We start from the raw sequence: 15,975 nt of genomic DNA, 5'->3' as shown, positions 1-15,975 counted from the left end.
TCCGTCCGGGTAGCTGGGTACCGTGCTGGACATGGCTATTGCTAAGTATCCAAGTTTTGCTCTCGACTGTCCTGACCCGGTGGCGCTTGCGGAGTTCTACGGGGCGATCCTGGGGTGGGAGGTGAAGAAGGACGACAACTGGAGCGAGATCCGTGGTGACGGGCACTGCATTGGCTTCCAGCGGGTCGACGCCTACCGCGCGCCGGAGTGGCCGGGGCAGGAGGTGCCGCAGCAGATCCACCTCGACTTGATGGTTCAGGATCTGGACACCGGCGAGGCCGAGGTGCTCGAGCTCGGCGCGACCAAGCCTGAGCACCAGCCTGGTACTACGTTCCGCGTCTTCCTCGACCCGGCCGGTCATCCGTTCTGCCTCTGCGTCGACTAGCTCGTCAGCATGCGGGTGTGGCCCGAGGGGAGCTTGGACCACCAGTTGTTGTAGCGGGAGTAGACGGTCGGGTCGCGGTCGGCGAGGAGTGTGGTGAGGGATTCGGCCTCGCTGCGCAGGGCTTTCCAGACCTTGGCGGGTTGGCGGCGGAAGGCTCTGGCTTCAATGCCCGCGGGGGTGGGTCGCCAGAGGCCGGCTACGTGGCCGTCTACCAGGATGGTCGGCAGGACGTCGCCGTTGGTGCGGGTGACGACGGACTTGTACTCCGCGGGCACGATGCGCGAGCGGTTCTCGTAGGCGAGCAGGGTGCTGTCCCACATCGCCATCAGGCGTGGGGGAGCAGGCGTTTCGGCCGGCGGCCGTGGTGCATCCGGTACGTCGTACAGCTGCTCGCCGGCCGGCCCTTCCAGGACGATCAACTGGTCGAGGAGTGCCGCGATGGCTGCCTTGGCGCGGGTCCGGTGGACGGAGGCGAACTGGGCCACGTCGGGCATCGACGCCGGGCCGAATCCTTCGAGATAGCGCCAGACGAGGGTCTTGAGCGCTTCGGTCGCCAGTTCCTCGGAGTACGGGGAAGGTTGCGGCGCTGCGACGTACTGGGGTCGTTGGCCGAAGGACCACGGACCTCCGGTCGGTGCGTGCAGGACGGGGACGAAGCTGCGAAGACCCCACCACACATCCTTGCCGGGGATGTCGCCCTGCTCGCCGAGCCACTGCTCGATCTCCGCGTTGGTGCGCGGCTGCGCGGTGAACTCGAGCAGCCCGGGGATCAGATCGTGGGCATCGCCAAGCGGTAGTCCGCCGGCGCGGGATTGAGTCAGTCGGCCCCGCAAGGTCGCCTGCATGGCGGTGTGCAGTGGCAGGTGATCGTCGCGATGCACCGCGTGCAAGGTGAAACGCATCAGCGTCGCCTTGACCAGCCGCCCGTCGAGGAACGCCGCGTCGAGGTCGGCTGCCTTGAAGTCGACGAGCCGGTTCCAGAGCGCGATGTACGGCGATGCCGCCTGCTGGGCCTGGATGGCGACGATCCGCCGCGTCCCCTCGACGGGATCCAAGGCCTCCCGCTCGAGCAGCAACTGTCGCGCGAGCGTCGCCCGGTTGAGCTCCTCGGTACTGACCTTCATCGGCGAACCCAGGCTCATGCGGGCGGGAGATCCGCGGCGATGGTGAGGAGCCGGTCGAGGACCGAGCCGCCGGACGCGCGACCGCCGTCGTGCTCCCACTCGTTGGTGATCCAGGTCTTGAGGTTGCCGACCCGGGCGGCCGTCTGCAGTGAGAGCCCCGCGTCGACGTACATGTCGTCGTGCCAGATGGCGGCCGCGACCGGAACGCGGTTGGCCTGCAGCTTCGGTATGTCGTACAGGGGAGTCCAGTTGTTCGCCGACGCGAGCAGGTCGGCCGCTTCCTTGAAGGGCTTCAGCAGGGCGATCTCGTCGAGCATCCAGGGGTAGATCATCTCGCCGGTGAACAGGAAGCGCTCGGCGTCGCCGTCGAACTCGGCCGGGCGCAGCCGCTCGGCGGCCCAGTTCGTCGGGCGGTGGTCCTGCCCGTAGATGCTCTCCTGCAGGACGCTGAAGAGCGGGCCGGTACCGAACTGCGTTCGCTCCATCACGCCGTAGAGGAATTCAGCACCCAGTGCGCCGTCGTCCCAGGCTCCGTCGATCAGCCAGTGCAGGGTCTCGGCGTAGTCGCCCATGCCGAGGTTGAGGCCGAGCGTCTGGAACCGCCGGACGGTCAACGGGTCGCCATCGGCGAGCCGTACTTCGTTGTCGCGCAGGTGATCCACGATCCGGCGTACCCGCTCGACGTCCTCGGGATAGCGCTGGTAGAACGCCTCCACCTTGGCGCGTACCCGCGGATAGGTCCGGGTGTAGACGTCGTCGGCGATCGTGTCGAGGCCCGGCAGCCCGCCGGTGATCAGGCAGGTCTTGAGGCCCTCGGGTGCGAGTGACAGGTAGGTGAGCGTGATGAAGCCGCCATAGCTCGTCCCCAGCGTCGTCCACGGCTTGCCGGGGCTGAGCTGTGCCCTGATGAGTTCTGCGTCCCGCACGATCGAGTCGGCGCGGAAGTGCCGCAGGTACGCCGCTAGCTCGGCCGGCGCGAGTTTGGACGCAGTACGGGCTGTGACTGCGGTACTGCGTCCTGTGCCGCGCTGGTCGAGCAGCAGCACCCGGTAATCCTGGGTGGCGCGGCCGATCCAGCCACTGGCACCCGTGGGTCGTGGGGAGGCGCCACCCGGGCCGCCCTGCAGGTAGATCAGCCAGGGGAGATCAGCGTCGACCTTGGCCGCTGCCACCACCTCACGGGCGAGTACCTCGATGGTCGGCCCGTCCGGCCGGGAGTGATCGAGCGGCACGGTGAACACATGGTCGGTGACGACAAGTCCTGGAAGTCTGGGCACGCGGCCATTCTCCAGTCAGCGAGGTCAGAGGGCTAACGTAGGGCGGGTGCGAGTAGCTACCTGGAATGTGAACTCGGTCAAGCAGCGGATGCCACGGTTGCTGGAGTGGCTGGATGAGCGGCAGCCTGATGTCGTCTGTTTGCAGGAGACCAAGCTGGCCGACGATGCCTTCGCGAAGTTGCTGGGGGACGAGCTGTCCGGGCGTGGGTATGAGAGCGCCGTCTACGGGCAGGCGCAGTGGAACGGTGTCGCGCTGCTTTCGAAGGTCGGTTTGGAGGACGTCGTCACCGGAGTCGCCGGGGCGCCGGGGTTCCCCGATCCGGAGGCGCGGGCGATCGCCGCGACGTGTGGTGGGGTTCGGATCCACTCGCTGTATGTGCCGAACGGGCGCGAGCCTGACTCGGATCACTACCAGTACAAGTTGGCTTGGCTCGCCGCGTTGAAGGAGGTCGTGGCGGCTGGACCGGCCGACCAGATCGTCTGTGGCGACATGAACATCGCGCCGACCGATGCGGACGTTTTCGACCCGGCGGCGTTTGTCGGGTCGACCCATGTCACCGCGCCGGAGCGGCAGGCGCTGGCCGACCTGATGTCGACCGGTTTGCACGATGTCGTTCGCGATCGGTGGCCGAGCGAGCGGGTGTTCAGCTACTGGGACTACCGCGCCGGGATGTTCCACCAGGACCTCGGCATGCGGATCGATCTGATGCTCACCTCCGAGCCGGTGGCCGAGCGGGTCAAGGCGGCGTGGATCGACCGGAAGGCGCGCAAGGGGACCGGTCCGAGCGATCACGCGCCGGTGATCATCGATCTGGACATGGCGCCGGACGGCGACATCGGTCCGGTCGTACCGCCGCCGTCGGCACCACGCGGCGCCAAGAAGAAGACCACCAAGCTCCCGCAGAACCGCTGACGTGAAAACCCTCCGCCTGGTTGCGCTCGTCAGCGCGCTCTCGTTGGCAGTTGCAGGTTGCTCCTCCGAAGACAAGGCAGCGCCGCCGCAGGCTGTGGTGTGGGCGCAGGTTGAGTTGCCGGCCGAACCCGTCGTACTGACCGGGCATGGCGATGAGTTGCTGATCGGGCTGCGTGATCGCAGTGCGAAGGTCGTGCCCAGGTTGCTGCTCCAGCAGGCGGATGGCAGCCGGCAGGAGATCAAGGTGGAGGCCAAGAGTCCGTACGCGCTGCTGGCGACCTGGCAGTCCGTTGCGTATGACGGTCAGCGGCTGCTCGCTCTCGGCGGCGCCTCCGGTGGGGCGCACTCCAACACCCGGTGGACGGTGTGGACGGGGTCGGGCAAGACGCTGACGGAGTACCCGCAGGAGTTCAACACGTTCGGCGGGCAGAACGCGGGCGGCCTGTACTCCGCGATCATCACGCCTGCTGGTGAAGCACTCGCCGGTACCTGGGGGAGCGCGAACACCGGGCTCGACGGCGCGATCTGGTTGCCACAGGGGACCAGCAAATGGGTGCGGCAGTCGTCGGCGAAGACGCCGCTGGAGAGCGTGAAGACGCTGCTGCTCAGCCCGAGCTACGGCACCGCGGCCGGTGACGGGATTCTGCTGGTCGGTTCGCAGGTCCGGCTGGATTCGAAGGTCAAGCAGGAGACCGCCGTCTGGCGTTCGGCGAAGGTCGACCAGGGCTGGAGCAGGATCGAACTTCCGGAGCTGGGCGATCGCAGTCAGGGCAACACGGCCACCTGTACGAGCGCGACGGCCTGCACGATCTCCGGGTTCGTCGACGGCAAGCTCGCGATCTGGCAGGTCGACGGCGATCAGGGCAAGCGGCTGCCGAACGTGCCGCCGATCGCGGTCGGCGACAAGGACAAGCTGCCGCCGCCGGTGGTCGCCGACCGGCGGATCTACCAACTCATTGCTGAGGGCAACAAGGTGAAGGTGGTCAGCGGGCACGACGGCAGCTGGACGGTGCAGGAGTCGACCGGTCCTGAAGGCGTGGTGAACGACGCTGCCCTGATCGGCAAGACCCTCTACCTGCTGGCCGGCCCTGCCGACAAACCCGCATCCCTCTGGAAGACCACTCTCAACTGAGGAGATCCGGAACGGTTGTCTTCAGCTGAGCAGGCCTCGGACGTACGCTGCCTGGCCGGCGTGCTGGAGGTCGTCGGACAGCACGCTGATCAGGCGGACCCCGAGCGTCACCGGCGGGTTCCAGCGCTTGTCGACGATCCGGTCGAGGTCGTCGTCGGTCAGCGTCTTCAGGTACTCGAGACTGCGGGCGTGCACCGCGTCGTAGTACCCGATCAATTGCTCGCTGGACAGCTTGACCGCCGCCACGTCATCAGCAGTGTGTCCGTAACCGGTGTCGGCCGCGTCGAACGGCAGACCGAGCCGCTCGTACCAGCCATCAGCCGTATAGGTCTGCTCGTAGCCACCGGCGTCGGCGAGGTGGTCGTCCTGGATCCGGGCCAGATGCCAGACCAGCCACCCGATGGAGTTGCCGGTGTCGCCGGGCCGGGTCGCGAGCGCCTTGTCGTCCAGCCCCTCGACAGCTTCCTGCACGACCTCCTGGATCCGGCCGAAGGCGTCGAGCAACAGTTCACTGGTGTTCATCGAAATCCCTTCGTCACGGGCAGTCTAGTCTGGTCAGGACATAGGTTCTCGTAGCAAGGAGCAGTCGTGGAATACCGCACTCTGGGCAGCAGTGGCACGGTCGTGTCGACGTACGCGCTGGGCACGATGACGTTCGGCAACGAGACCGACGAGGACGGCGCGCACGAGCAGCTCGACCGGTACCTCGAGGCCGGCGGCAACTTCATCGACACGGCCGACGTGTACACGGCCGGCGCCTCGGAGAACATCATCGGGCACTGGCTGTCCAAGTCCGGCGCCCGCGACAACGTCGTACTGGCGACCAAGGGCCGCTTCCCGATGGGGGAGGGGCCGAACGACCTCGGTACCTCGCGGCGGCACCTGCGGCAGGCGCTCGACGCGTCGCTGACCCGGCTCGGTGTCGACCACGTCGACCTGTACCAGCTGCACGCGTGGGACCCGATCACCCCGCTCCAGGAGAGCCTGAGCTTCCTGGAGGACGCAGTACGGGCCGGCAAGATCCTGTACGGCGGACTGTCGAACTTCACCGGCTGGCAGCTTCAGAAGGCGTGCGACCTGATCGACCGGCGCGGGTGGTCGCCACTGGTCACGCTGCAGCCGCAGTACAACCTGCTGGTGCGTGAGATCGAGTGGGAGATCATCCCGGCCGCGCAGGAGAACGGTCTCGGGCTGCTGCCCTGGTCGCCGCTCGGTGGTGGCTGGCTGACCGGCAAGTACTCCTTCGACGAGGAGCCGACGGGCGACACGCGGCTGGGCGACGACCCGAACCGCGGTGTCGAGTCCTGGTTCCGGCGGAGCAAGAACCAGCGGGTGCGCGACGTGGTGGAGGCGGTCCGCGCGATCGCCGAGGCGCGGGGTGTCTCGATGGCGCAGATCGCGCTCGCGTGGTTGGTCGACCGGCCGGGGATCACCTCTGTCATCCTCGGCGCCCGCACGACGACGCAACTCGACGACAACCTCGCCGCTGCCGGACTGCACCTCATGCCCGAGGAGACCCAGCGCCTCGACGAGGCAAGCGACCCGGGGGCGGCGGACTACCCGTACGGCGGTCCAGGCGTCAACCAGCGCGACCGCCCGATCACCGGCGGCCGAGCCTAGTCCGCTCGTCAGCTGGGCAGGATCCCGGACCACGCCACGCCGAGGGCGAGGCAGGCAAGCGTGAGAATGCCGAAGAACCCGACCCAGAGAATCGCCGGTACGCCGGTGAGCCGCCGCAACTGATCAGCGTCAGAACTCCGCCCGCCACCGTGCCGCCGCGAGCGTTGCAACTCCAGCACCGCGCGCGGCGCCGCGAGCAGCAGGAACCAGGTCAGCAGATGCGCGAACCCGGACTGCACCTGCTCCGAGCCCCACCAGGAGACACCGAAGACGATCGCGCCGAACGCCAGCACCGACCAGAGCCCGAACAGGTTGCGGATCTGCAGCAACAGCAGAAGCAACGCGGCGAGGAGCCCCCACAGCAACGCAACGGCGTACCCCTGCTTCAGCACGAAGGCCGCCGCGATCCCGAACAGCGCCGGCCCCGGGTACCCGACCAGCAGCACGGCGATCATCCCGACGCCGTCCGGCTTGCCACGCGACACGGTGACGCCGGACGTGTCCGAGTGCAACCGGATCCCGGCGAGCTGCCGCCCGACGAGCAGCGCGATCAACCCGTGCGCGCCCTCGTGCGCGATCGTCACCACCTGCCGCGTCTGCCGCCAGACCGGCCGCCAGGCGATCAGCAACAGCGCGACGATGCCGGTCACGATGACCACCGTGCCCGAAGCACCCGGTTGCGTGCTCGTGATGTTGTCCCAGACCTCGCCCATCGCCCCATCCTTGCAGGCACCCGGTCACACCCCGCCGTTGACACCGATCTCCGCGGGCAGGACCGTCAGTGCGAAGGGGGAGACCATGGAAGCCGTCACTGCCGTCGTACCGCTTGCGCAGTTTCTCGACTCGGCGGGAACGCTGACGCCGGCTCAGCGCAAGCTGCTGGTCGATCAGTCGTTGTTGCTGCTCGAACAGAACTATGTGCACCTGCCGCTCAAGGTCGCGATGCACGCGGTCAATCCGCTCCAACGCCTGCGGGTGATGCGTGCGCGGATGGAGCGTCAGACTGCCGAGACGATGGAGGCGGAGTGGCTGTTCCATCGGCAGATGTCGAGCATCTTCCACTCGGTCCGCGACCTGCACACCAACTACCTGCTGCCGGCGCCGTTCGCGGGCAAGATCGCGTTCCTGCCGTTCATGATCGAGAAGTGTTCCGACGAGAGCGGTGACCACTACCTCATCACCAGGACCATCACCGGCTACACCGCGACGCAGTTCGGGGCCGGGGCCGAGGTGACGCACTGGAACGGTACGCCGATCGCTCGCGCCGTCGCCCTCAACGGAGCCCAGTTCGCCGGCAGCAACGACGCCGCGAACCTCGCCCGCGGCCTGGAATCCCTCACGCTCAGGCCGTTGGTGATCCAGTCGCCGCCCGACGAGGACTGGGTGACCCTGACCTACGTCGGCCTCGACGGCTCTGCTCAAGAACTGCGCGAGCAGTGGAAGGTGACGACGAACCTGCCGCCGATGACCGACCTCGACGCGCTCACCCCGGCCTCGGCGTCGATGGGGCTCGACCTGGACTCGGACGAGAAGTCGCGGGCGAAGAAGGCGCTGTACGTCCGTGAGGTCGTCGAACTGGAACGCGGCCAGAGCTCGGCCGAACTCAAGAAGCCCAAAGCAGTCGGTGGCGACGACCTGCCGACGACGATGCCTGGCGTGTTCCGCGCCCGTGAGGTGGTCACCGCGAGCGGCACCTTCGGCCACCTGCGGATCTTCACCTTCAGCGTCACCGACCCGATCGCCTTCCGCGACGAGTTCGTCCGGCTCGCTGCCGCGCTGCCGCAGAACGGGCTGGTCGTCGACGTCCGCGACAACTGCGGTGGGCACATCTACGCGAGCGAGTACACCTTGCAGACGTTGACGCCACGCCACATCTCACCTGAGCCGGTGCAGTTCATCAGTACGCCGCTCAACCTGCGCATCTGCCGTCGCCACAAGGACAACCCGGCCGGCATCGACCTCGGCCCGTGGTTCGACTCGCTCGACCTCGCCACCGAGACCGGCGCCGCGTACTCGGCCGCGAAGCCGATCACCCCCGAAGACGGCGCGAACGCGATCGGTCAGACGTACTACGGCCCGATCGTGCTGATCACCGACGCCCGCGTGTACTCGGCGACGGACATCTTCACCGCCGGCTTCGCTGACCACCAGATCGGCCAGATCCTCGGCGTCGACGACAACACGGGGGCCGGCGGCGCCAACGTCTGGACCCACGGCCTGCTCGCCAGCCTGCTCAACGAGCCGCCGCCACCGGACGAGACCTCGCCGTACGTAGCGCTGCCCAACGGCGCCAACCTGCGCGTCGCGATCCGCCGCACCCTCCGCGTCGGCAACCTGTCCGGCACGCCGGTCGAAGACCTCGGCGTACGACCGGATTCGACCCACCAGATGACCCGCCGGGACCTCCTCGAAGGCAACGTCGACCTCCTCGACGCAGCCGGCGCCCTGCTGGCCGCGATGCCCAATCGCCGCCTCGACGTCACCACCAAACTCACCGGCACGACGCTGACCGTCGACCTGGACGTCGACGGCCTCGACCGAGTCGACCTCTACCTCGACGACCGCCCGATCAGCTCCGAAGACCTGGCCGCCGACCCCATCACCATCGACATCATCGACGTAACCCCCGGCCAACTCCTCCGCGCCGACGGCTACACAGCCAGCACCCTCACCGCCTCCCACCGCACGCTCATCTGACCACCCCACCCCGCGCCTCCCCCCTCACTCCCCACCCGTAGCCACCACTTTGAGCACCCACCAGTCGCCAATCCACCGATCGCGCGACTGCTCGGTGCCCAAAGTGACCGCTGTTCCTGCCGGCTGACGCTGACCCCGGCCGGCCGCGTTCCACTTTGGGCACCGAGCAGTCGTCAATTCGGCGTACGGCTGACTGCCCCGTGCCCAAAGTGGCGGCTGTGCAGCTCGGCGGCTCGGCGGCCGGCCAGTTGGTTCCGCGGCTGGGTCGCCTGGGCTGAGGGGGAGCTTGGTGGGTGGGGTGCAACCTTGAGCACGGGGTGGTCGTTGGATCGGCGTGAGGGTGACTGGTGGGTGCTCAAAGTTGTGGGGAGGGGTGAGGTTGGGGGATGGGTGGTGGGTGGGTGTGATGTCGTTCATATTGTTCGCAACTATCAGCAGGTTGCGATAGTTTTGAAGGTGTAAGTGAGATCACAAGGTAAAACGAATGACCGTTCTTGATCTTCGCTGGCTCACGGGCGCAGGGTGGACGGTAGAGAACGAGCGTTCGGTTTCCAGGGGAGGGCGACATGGCGCAGGTAACTCTTTGTCGACCACTAGAGGACCTGCCCTCGCTGTCCCCACCCGCCGAACACCACGCGAAGCTCAAGCGCGTGGTCCGCGAGATCGCCCTGCTGGCGGTGCTCTTCGGCATCTACAACCTCGGCCGGCTGATCTCGGCGCATCACGCCGGCTCGGCGTTCATCCATGCGGACGAGGTGCGGCACTTCCAGGCTTGGCTCGGTCTGCCGACCGAGGCGCAGGTCCAGCAGGTCGCCTTACAGGTCCCCGACCTCGCCCGGACGGCAAACCGGTACTACGCCATGGTCCATTTCCCACTCACCGCCGCCGTATTGATCTGGCTGCTGATCCGCCGGCCGGCGGAGTACGCGAAAGCGCGCTGGGCCATCGCATCGCTGACCGGTCTGGCGCTGATCGGGCACCTGGTCTTCCCGCTCGCGCCGCCGCGGATGTTCCCGCAGTACGGGCTGGTCGACACCGCGCAGCTACTCGGGCAGTCGGTCTACAGCGCCGATGCCGAGAGCGGGCTGGCCAACCAGTTCGCGGCGATGCCGAGCTTGCATGTCGGCTGGTCGTTCATGGTTGCCGTGTTCCTGATCCGCGCCACGAAGTCGCGCTGGCGGTGGCTGTGGATCGCGCATCCGGTGATCACCTTCGCGGTGGTCGTCGTGACGGCCAACCACTACTGGCTCGACGGTCTGGTCGCGCTCGCCTTGGCGATCCCGCTGGTGCTGATCTTCGACAGCCGGCGGGTGCGCCAGGACAGCGCACCCGCCGATGCCGCTCAGTTGCCGACTCAGGTGTCCGCTGGTGGACGAGCCGTGGTGGCCAGTTCCTCGTCGGCGCGTACCAGGTAGGGCTCGCGTTCGAGGACCAGCCGGGCGGCGGCCGCGCCGATGTCGAAGTACAGGCCGACGAGTTCGAGCCGGCCGGCCTCCTCGGCCTTGCGGACGCAGGCGAAACTGCGCAGGTTCTCCAGTTGGACCGCCACGTTGGTGACGGACAACTTGTCGGCCGGTGACAGTTTGATGCCGGTCACCGGGTCGATGATGTCGGGCAGCGCGGCGGACCGGCGTACCGACAGCTCGAGATGCTTCAGCCAGGTCCGCAACGCGGAACCCTCGTCGGCGGAAGCTTCCAGCGCCGCCGCAGCCGCACCACAGTGCGAGTGACCGCAGACCACGATCTGCGCGATGCCCAGTACCTCGACCGCGTACTCGACCGCCGCGTCGACGGAGTTGCTGTTCGACCCGTACGGCGGCACCAGGTTGCCCACGTTGCGGACGCAGAACTGGTCGCCCGGGCCGGTCGTCGTGATCATGTTCGGCACGATCCGCGAGTCGGCACAGGTGATGAACAACTGCGTCGGCTTCTGCCCGTCGGCCGCCAGCCGCGCCATCATCGGCCGGATCGGATCGGCCGACGCCTCGAACTCGAGGATCCCGTCGAGCATCGCGGCCCGCTGGTCGACCTCGGCCACCAACTGGCGTTGCGGCTGCCAGGGAATCAGCCGGCGGCCCGTGTCGCCACGCATCGCGGCCCGGAACGCCGCCCGGTTGAGAACGACCGAACCGCCACGGGCGAGATGCCCGCGCCGCCAGTCCTCGATCGCCTCGTACGCCGCGTGGTCCAGGTGGTCGACCTGGAGATCCACCCGGACGGATGCACCGACCGGGATCGTCCGCAGCGTCCGGACCAGCGACGCCACCCCGAGGAAGACCAGCGTGCCGCGAATCCGGACGATCCACACCCCGTCCTCCTCGGCCGTGGTGACCGTTGCCCTGGCCAACCGATACAGCACCCGGCCGAGCGCGAGGACGAGTCCGGCGAGCACCCCTTCGGCGAGTCCGAGGACGGCGACGCCTGCTGCTGTGACGACGTACACGAGTAGTTCGTCGTGGCGTCGGAGGGTGCGGATGTGCGCGAGCTGGACGAGTCGCAGGCCGGTGACCAGCAAGACGCCGGCCAGTGCGGCCATCGGGATCAGCTCGAGCATCGCGCCCGCGGCGAGTACGAAGACCGCGATCCAGACGCCGTGCAGGATCGCCGACGCCCTGGTGCGAGCGCCCGCGGCCACGTTGGTGGAGCTTCGCACGATCACGCCGGTGACGGGCATCCCGCCCAGTGCGCCGGAGATCGCGTTCGCTGCACCTTGGCCGATCAGCTCCCGATCGAGGTTGCTGCGCTTGCCGCGATGAAGCTTGTCCACGGCAACGGCCGAGAGCAGTGACTCGACGCTCGCGACGAGGGCGACGGTCAGGATGGCCGTCGCGATCGCGATCGGGCCGCCACCGGGGAGCGTGGGTGGGATGAGCTCCTTCAAGGGCTGGTCGGGCAGGTTGACTCGGGTGACGTCGACCATGAAGGTTGCGGCCACCGCGGTGACGGCGACCACTGCGACGAGCGGCGCGGGAACCATGCTGGCTTTGGGAATCTTGGGCCAGATGAGCAGGATCGCCACGGTCAGGATGCCGACCAGTACGGAGCCCGGATGATGGGCGACCAACTGCTCGGGAAGCCTTGCCACGTTGGCGATCAGGGAGCTTTGCGCCTGCCCGCCGAGCACCACGTGCAGCTGTTGGACGGCGATGGTGACGCCGATGCCGGCCAGCATGCCGTGCACCACGGCGGGGGACAGGGAGAGCGCGAGCCTGCCGATCCGGGTGACGCCCAGGAGGATCTGGAGCAGGCCGGCCGCGCAGGTGATTCCTGCGGTCGCGGCCCAGCCGAACTGCGTGGCCAGGCCGGCCACGACGACCGTGAGGCCGGCGGCGGGACCGCTGACCTGCAAGGGGGAGCCGCCGAGCGCGCCGGCGACGATGCCACCGACGACGGCGGCGACGAGCCCGGCGATCAGCGGGGCTCCGGATGCGGCGGCGATCCCCAGCGACAAAGGGATCGCGATCAGGAAGACGACCAGCGAGGCCGGTACGTCATGACGAACGATGGACCTCCACGAGCTCGCGGGCTCGGACAGAGGTGGTGAATGGTTGTGAGAGATGCTCGGCACGGGTCCTCCGGCGTTGGGTGCTGACAGCAACAGAACGTCGAAACAAAGGGTGTCGATCTGAGTACTCATAGTAGCGGTGTGTTCAAGGGCAGACGAGCGATAACTCCGATTCGTTGCCGATGGCTCCATTAGTGAGAGCTAGGCTCGCTGTCGGCGCACGAACGCGCAGCACAGTCCTGGGAGGACGACGAGTGGATCTGCAACTGTCCGGGAAGATCGCGGTGGTGACCGGGGCGAGCAAGGGGATCGGGTTGGCCTGTGTCGAGGCGCTGGCCTGGGAGGGGGTGCAGGTGGTCGGGATCTCGCGTGATCCGGGCAACCTTGCCGCTGCTCAGAAGGTGCTGGGGGAGAAGGGGCTCGGGTTCGACGTCGAGGCGGTCGATCTGACGGATCCGGTGGCGACGGCCGGGGTGTTCGAGCGGATCGGGGTGCCGGATATTCTGATCAACTGTGCGGGCGCGGCACGGCGTACGCCGGTGGCGGAGCTGGACAGTAAGGCGTTGCATGCGGCGATGGAGGCGAAGTACTTCACATATATGCATGCGACGGAGGCGGTCGTCCGCGGGATGGCTGAGCGTGGGGCCGGGGCGATCGTGAACATCGTCGGGCAGGGTGGTCGCGCGGCGAACCCGCTGCACATCGGCGGTGGCGCGGCCAACGCGGCGCTGATGCTCGCGTCGGTCGGGTATGCGAAGGCATACGCCGATCGCGGCGTACGGGTGAATGTGATCAACCCTGGGATGACTCGCACCGGGCGGATCGACGAAGGCCTCGAGGCGGCGGTCCGCTCGACCGGCCGCCCGAAGGAAGAACTGCTCGCCGAGATGGTTGCCGACATCCCCTTGGGCCGAGCCGCCGAGCCGGCCGAGGTAGCCGACCTCGCAGTCTTCCTCGCCTCCCACCGAGCCAGCTACATCACCGGCGCCGTCATCCCCATGGACGGCGGCGTCGCCTCCGTCATCTAAGCCTCGTGACGCTTCGCGTCACCTCGGCCGATTCAAATGCGGGATCGCGCGGGGCTGGCCGGTTGGAGTGCGGGGATCGCACGGGGCCGGCGGGTTGGAGCGCGGGGCCGGGGTGGAGTGCTGGGCTGGCGGATTCGAATGCGGGACGGGCGCGGCCGGGAGGCGCGGTGGGAACGTGAGGAGGGGACGGGCCGCGGGCAGGCGGTCCGTCCCCCTCGCACAGTTGGTGGCTAGACGGTGATCCAGTCGATGTCGGCTATGTAGCCCGACGGGTTGGAGATTTTGAGGGAGTTGCTGCCGGCGGTCAGCTTCACGGGGAGGTACACGGTCTGCGGGGTGCCCCAGTCGTTGTCGCCGAGGCCGTGGTAGTTGACCCAGTACGAGTCGGCGTTGTTGATCGTCAGCATGCTCTGGCGGCTGGTGTCGCCGTCGGTGTAGGCGATCTTGACCAGGTACGTACCGGTGGCCGGCACGGTGATGTCGTTCAGCGTCACCGAGGCGTCGTAGCCGATGTTGCCGATCTTCTTGCCACCCGAGCACAGCGTGCAGCCGTTGGCGCTCGCGTTGCCGGTCAGCGTGCTGTTCGCCGCCTCGGCCTCGTACCTGACCGGCCCACCCGACTTCGAGGTGAACATCGTGACCGGCGCACTGGCCTCGGACGACTTGTTGCCGTTGACACCCTTCACCTCGAACTTGTACTGCGTCTGCGGCAACAGCCCGGTGACGACGACATTCGGACCAGTGCTCGTGGCCACCTGCTTGCCATTGGCAAACACCTTGTACGACGTGGCGCCGGTGCTCGGCCGCCACGCCAGCGAAACCGTGGTCCGGCCGACATCGGTCGCCTTGACGTTGGCCGGCTTGCTGACCGAGCCGAGGCTGTTCGGGAAGATCTTGTACAGCTTCGACCCGTGCGCCGGCAGCACCGCGCTGACCTGGCCGCTCACGTTGTTCATGTTCTGCCCGGCCCAGACATCCCGCACCCGGGCCTTGCCGGTGATCCCGAGCTCGTCGAACTTCCCGGTCACCGTCGCGGGCTCCTCGCCCAGGTTGAACAACCCGACGGTGACGGAGCCGTCGGTGTTCTTCGCGTACCAGGTCTGCTGCAGCTGGTCCTGGTTCAGCGGCCGGGCCGGGACGCCGGCCTGGTCGATCGCGATCACCTCGCGGTTGGTCAGCAGCTTGAGACCGTACGCGTCGAGCTTGGTCAGGTCGTCACCGGCGAACAGCGGCGCCGAGTTGATCGCCCAGAACGTCATGTAGGACTGGCGTTCGATCTCGCTGATGCCGTCCATCGCGCCGACGCCGACATTCAGCGCGTCCAGGTTGTTCCAGTGCCCCGGTCCCGCGTCGTCGACCCACTGCGCGACATCCCACCAACGCTGTACGACGGAGCCGGTCCAGCGCACGATCGTGTCGCAGTAGCACTCGACGTCGGTATCGATCCGCCAGCCGTTCGAGTTCGCCTTCCAGGTGTCGGCGAACCGGTGGCTGAGTGACCACGACAGCGTGTACTGCATCGGGCGGCCGGCGTTCTGGACCGCGCGCCACCAGGACTCGACGTCCTCGGTGTTGTTGTGGTTCGGGTCGTCCGGGGCGCCCTTCCAGGAGCCCGGGCCGACACCGTCCATCTTGATGAAGTCGACCCCCCAGCTCGCGAAGGTCCGCGCGATCGAGTCCGCGTACTTCTGCGCGCACGGGCTGGCGTAGTTGATCTTGTACGCCTGGTCCCAGCCGTTCGTCGTCCGCAGGTCCGGGTAGACGATGTCGCGGGTGAAGCAACCGGGTGCGTCGAAGATCGGCGTGTTGCCCTCGCGGTAGACGTCGAAGCCGAGGCCGACCACGGTGTAGATGCCGAACTTCAGGCCGAGCTTGTGGATGTCGTCGCCGACCGCCTTCATGCCCCGCGGGAAGCGCGCCGGGTTCGCGATCGGCCGGCCGTACTCGTCACCGCCGCCCTGCCAGCCGGCGTCGACGTTGATGTACTCATAGCCGTATGGCTTCAGCTTGGTGGCCATCGCATGCGCCTGGGCGAGGATGTTCTTCTCGCTGATGAAGCTGCCCGGGCCGTCGGGGTTCACCCCGGGATAGTTGGTGGACTGCAGGCTCCAGCTGCTCCAGCCCAGATAGGGCTTCGCGGCGATCTGCGGGTACTTCGCTGGTACGGGCGGCTTGGCGGTCGGGAGGGTGGCGCTCGCGGGTGCGATCGAGGCCGCTGCCGACACCAGGGCGACGGCGGCCAGCAGTGCAATGCCAGTACGGCGTACAGACATAGGGGTCCTCCGTTGTGGGCG

General features: G+C 67.7%; 13 protein-coding genes. 7 read left to right on the top strand and 6 right to left on the bottom strand.

Translation table 11 applies throughout. The annotated features are described in order from the left end of the window. The first annotated feature begins 31 nt into the window (after positions 1-31). Complete coding sequence (locus ACIA12_RS12875; RefSeq protein WP_396367100.1) at positions 32-385, top strand: VOC family protein; 354 nt, start codon at positions 32-34, stop codon at positions 383-385. Here the strand turns inward: ACIA12_RS12875 and ACIA12_RS12870 are convergent. Continuing rightward, positions 382-1,509 (bottom strand): winged helix DNA-binding domain-containing protein, encoded by a 1,128-nt coding sequence (locus ACIA12_RS12870; RefSeq protein ID WP_396367099.1) that lies wholly within the window; start codon positions 1,507-1,509, stop codon positions 382-384. The two genes, ACIA12_RS12875 and ACIA12_RS12870, sit on opposite strands and share 4 nt — an antisense overlap. Positions 1,510-1,523: 14 nt before the next feature. Next, a complete protein-coding gene (locus ACIA12_RS12865; protein WP_396367098.1) occupies positions 1,524-2,786 on the bottom strand; it encodes an alpha/beta fold hydrolase in 1,263 nt (420 codons plus the stop codon). A 46-nt stretch (positions 2,787-2,832) separates the two neighbouring features. Between ACIA12_RS12865 and ACIA12_RS12860 the strand changes: the two genes are divergently transcribed. Continuing rightward, positions 2,833-3,699: an exodeoxyribonuclease III gene (locus ACIA12_RS12860; protein WP_396367097.1), complete on the top strand. Its 867-nt coding sequence runs from the start codon at positions 2,833-2,835 to the stop codon at positions 3,697-3,699. Position 3,700: 1 nt separating this feature from the next. Beyond that, positions 3,701-4,831, top strand: a complete 1,131-nt coding sequence (locus ACIA12_RS12855) for a hypothetical protein (RefSeq protein ID WP_396367096.1) — start codon at positions 3,701-3,703, stop codon at positions 4,829-4,831. 21 nt (positions 4,832-4,852) lie between these two features. On the opposite strand, the gene ACIA12_RS12850 is transcribed toward ACIA12_RS12855, so the two are convergent. Beyond that, on the bottom strand, positions 4,853-5,353 hold the full coding sequence (locus ACIA12_RS12850) for a DinB family protein (protein ID WP_396367095.1): 501 nt from the start codon (positions 5,351-5,353) through the stop codon (positions 4,853-4,855). 66 nt (positions 5,354-5,419) lie between these two features. On the opposite strand from ACIA12_RS12850, the gene ACIA12_RS12845 reads away from it, so the two are divergent. Then, complete coding sequence (locus ACIA12_RS12845) at positions 5,420-6,451, top strand: aldo/keto reductase (protein WP_396367094.1); 1,032 nt, start codon at positions 5,420-5,422, stop codon at positions 6,449-6,451. Positions 6,452-6,459: 8 nt separating this feature from the next. Here ACIA12_RS12845 and ACIA12_RS12840 read toward each other — a convergent pair whose 3' ends face one another. Further along, positions 6,460-7,164, bottom strand: coding sequence for a M50 family metallopeptidase (locus ACIA12_RS12840; protein WP_344840815.1), 705 nt, complete (start codon positions 7,162-7,164; stop codon positions 6,460-6,462). 85 nt (positions 7,165-7,249) lie between these two features. On the opposite strand from ACIA12_RS12840, the gene ACIA12_RS12835 reads away from it, so the two are divergent. Then, complete coding sequence (locus ACIA12_RS12835) at positions 7,250-9,148, top strand: S41 family peptidase (RefSeq protein ID WP_396367093.1); 1,899 nt, start codon at positions 7,250-7,252, stop codon at positions 9,146-9,148. 566 nt (positions 9,149-9,714) lie between these two features. Beyond that, positions 9,715-10,563, top strand: a complete 849-nt coding sequence (locus ACIA12_RS12830) for a phosphatase PAP2 family protein (RefSeq protein ID WP_396367092.1) — start codon at positions 9,715-9,717, stop codon at positions 10,561-10,563. Here the strand turns inward: ACIA12_RS12830 and ACIA12_RS12825 are convergent. Then, positions 10,503-12,785, bottom strand: coding sequence for a bifunctional SulP family inorganic anion transporter/carbonic anhydrase (locus ACIA12_RS12825; protein WP_396367091.1), 2,283 nt, complete (start codon positions 12,783-12,785; stop codon positions 10,503-10,505). The two genes, ACIA12_RS12830 and ACIA12_RS12825, sit on opposite strands and share 61 nt — an antisense overlap. Positions 12,786-12,907: 122 nt before the next feature. Between ACIA12_RS12825 and ACIA12_RS12820 the strand changes: the two genes are divergently transcribed. Further along, positions 12,908-13,681, top strand: coding sequence for an SDR family NAD(P)-dependent oxidoreductase (locus ACIA12_RS12820; protein ID WP_396367090.1), 774 nt, complete (start codon positions 12,908-12,910; stop codon positions 13,679-13,681). 230 nt (positions 13,682-13,911) lie between these two features. Here ACIA12_RS12820 and ACIA12_RS12815 read toward each other — a convergent pair whose 3' ends face one another. Further along, on the bottom strand, positions 13,912-15,954 hold the full coding sequence (locus ACIA12_RS12815; RefSeq protein WP_396367089.1) for a fibronectin type III domain-containing protein: 2,043 nt from the start codon (positions 15,952-15,954) through the stop codon (positions 13,912-13,914). Positions 15,955-15,975 lie beyond the last annotated feature (21 nt).

Source organism: Kribbella sp. NPDC051620, from assembly GCF_044453825.1.
Classification (GTDB): domain Bacteria; phylum Actinomycetota; class Actinomycetes; order Propionibacteriales; family Kribbellaceae; genus Kribbella.
The sequence above is the reverse complement of the archived record's forward strand: the minus strand, read 5'-3'. Positions and strand labels throughout refer to the sequence as shown.

Bases quoted from the DNA above. Each gene is read 5' to 3' on its own strand.
- ACIA12_RS12870 (WP_396367099.1), bottom strand. From the start codon at position 1,509: ATGAAGGTCAGTACCGAGGAGCTCAACCGGGCGACGCTCGCGCGACAG.
- ACIA12_RS12850 (WP_396367095.1), bottom strand. From the start codon at position 5,353: ATGAACACCAGTGAACTGTTGCTCGACGCCTTCGGCCGGATCCAGGAG.
- ACIA12_RS12840 (WP_344840815.1), bottom strand. From the start codon at position 7,164: ATGGGCGAGGTCTGGGACAACATCACGAGCACGCAACCGGGTGCTTCG.
- ACIA12_RS12825 (WP_396367091.1), bottom strand. From the start codon at position 12,785: ATGAGTACTCAGATCGACACCCTTTGTTTCGACGTTCTGTTGCTGTCA.
- ACIA12_RS12875 (WP_396367100.1), top strand. From the start codon at position 32: ATGGCTATTGCTAAGTATCCAAGTTTTGCTCTCGACTGTCCTGACCCG.
- ACIA12_RS12815 (WP_396367089.1), bottom strand. From the start codon at position 15,954: ATGTCTGTACGCCGTACTGGCATTGCACTGCTGGCCGCCGTCGCCCTG.
- ACIA12_RS12835 (WP_396367093.1), top strand. From the start codon at position 7,250: ATGGAAGCCGTCACTGCCGTCGTACCGCTTGCGCAGTTTCTCGACTCG.
- ACIA12_RS12830 (WP_396367092.1), top strand. From the start codon at position 9,715: ATGGCGCAGGTAACTCTTTGTCGACCACTAGAGGACCTGCCCTCGCTG.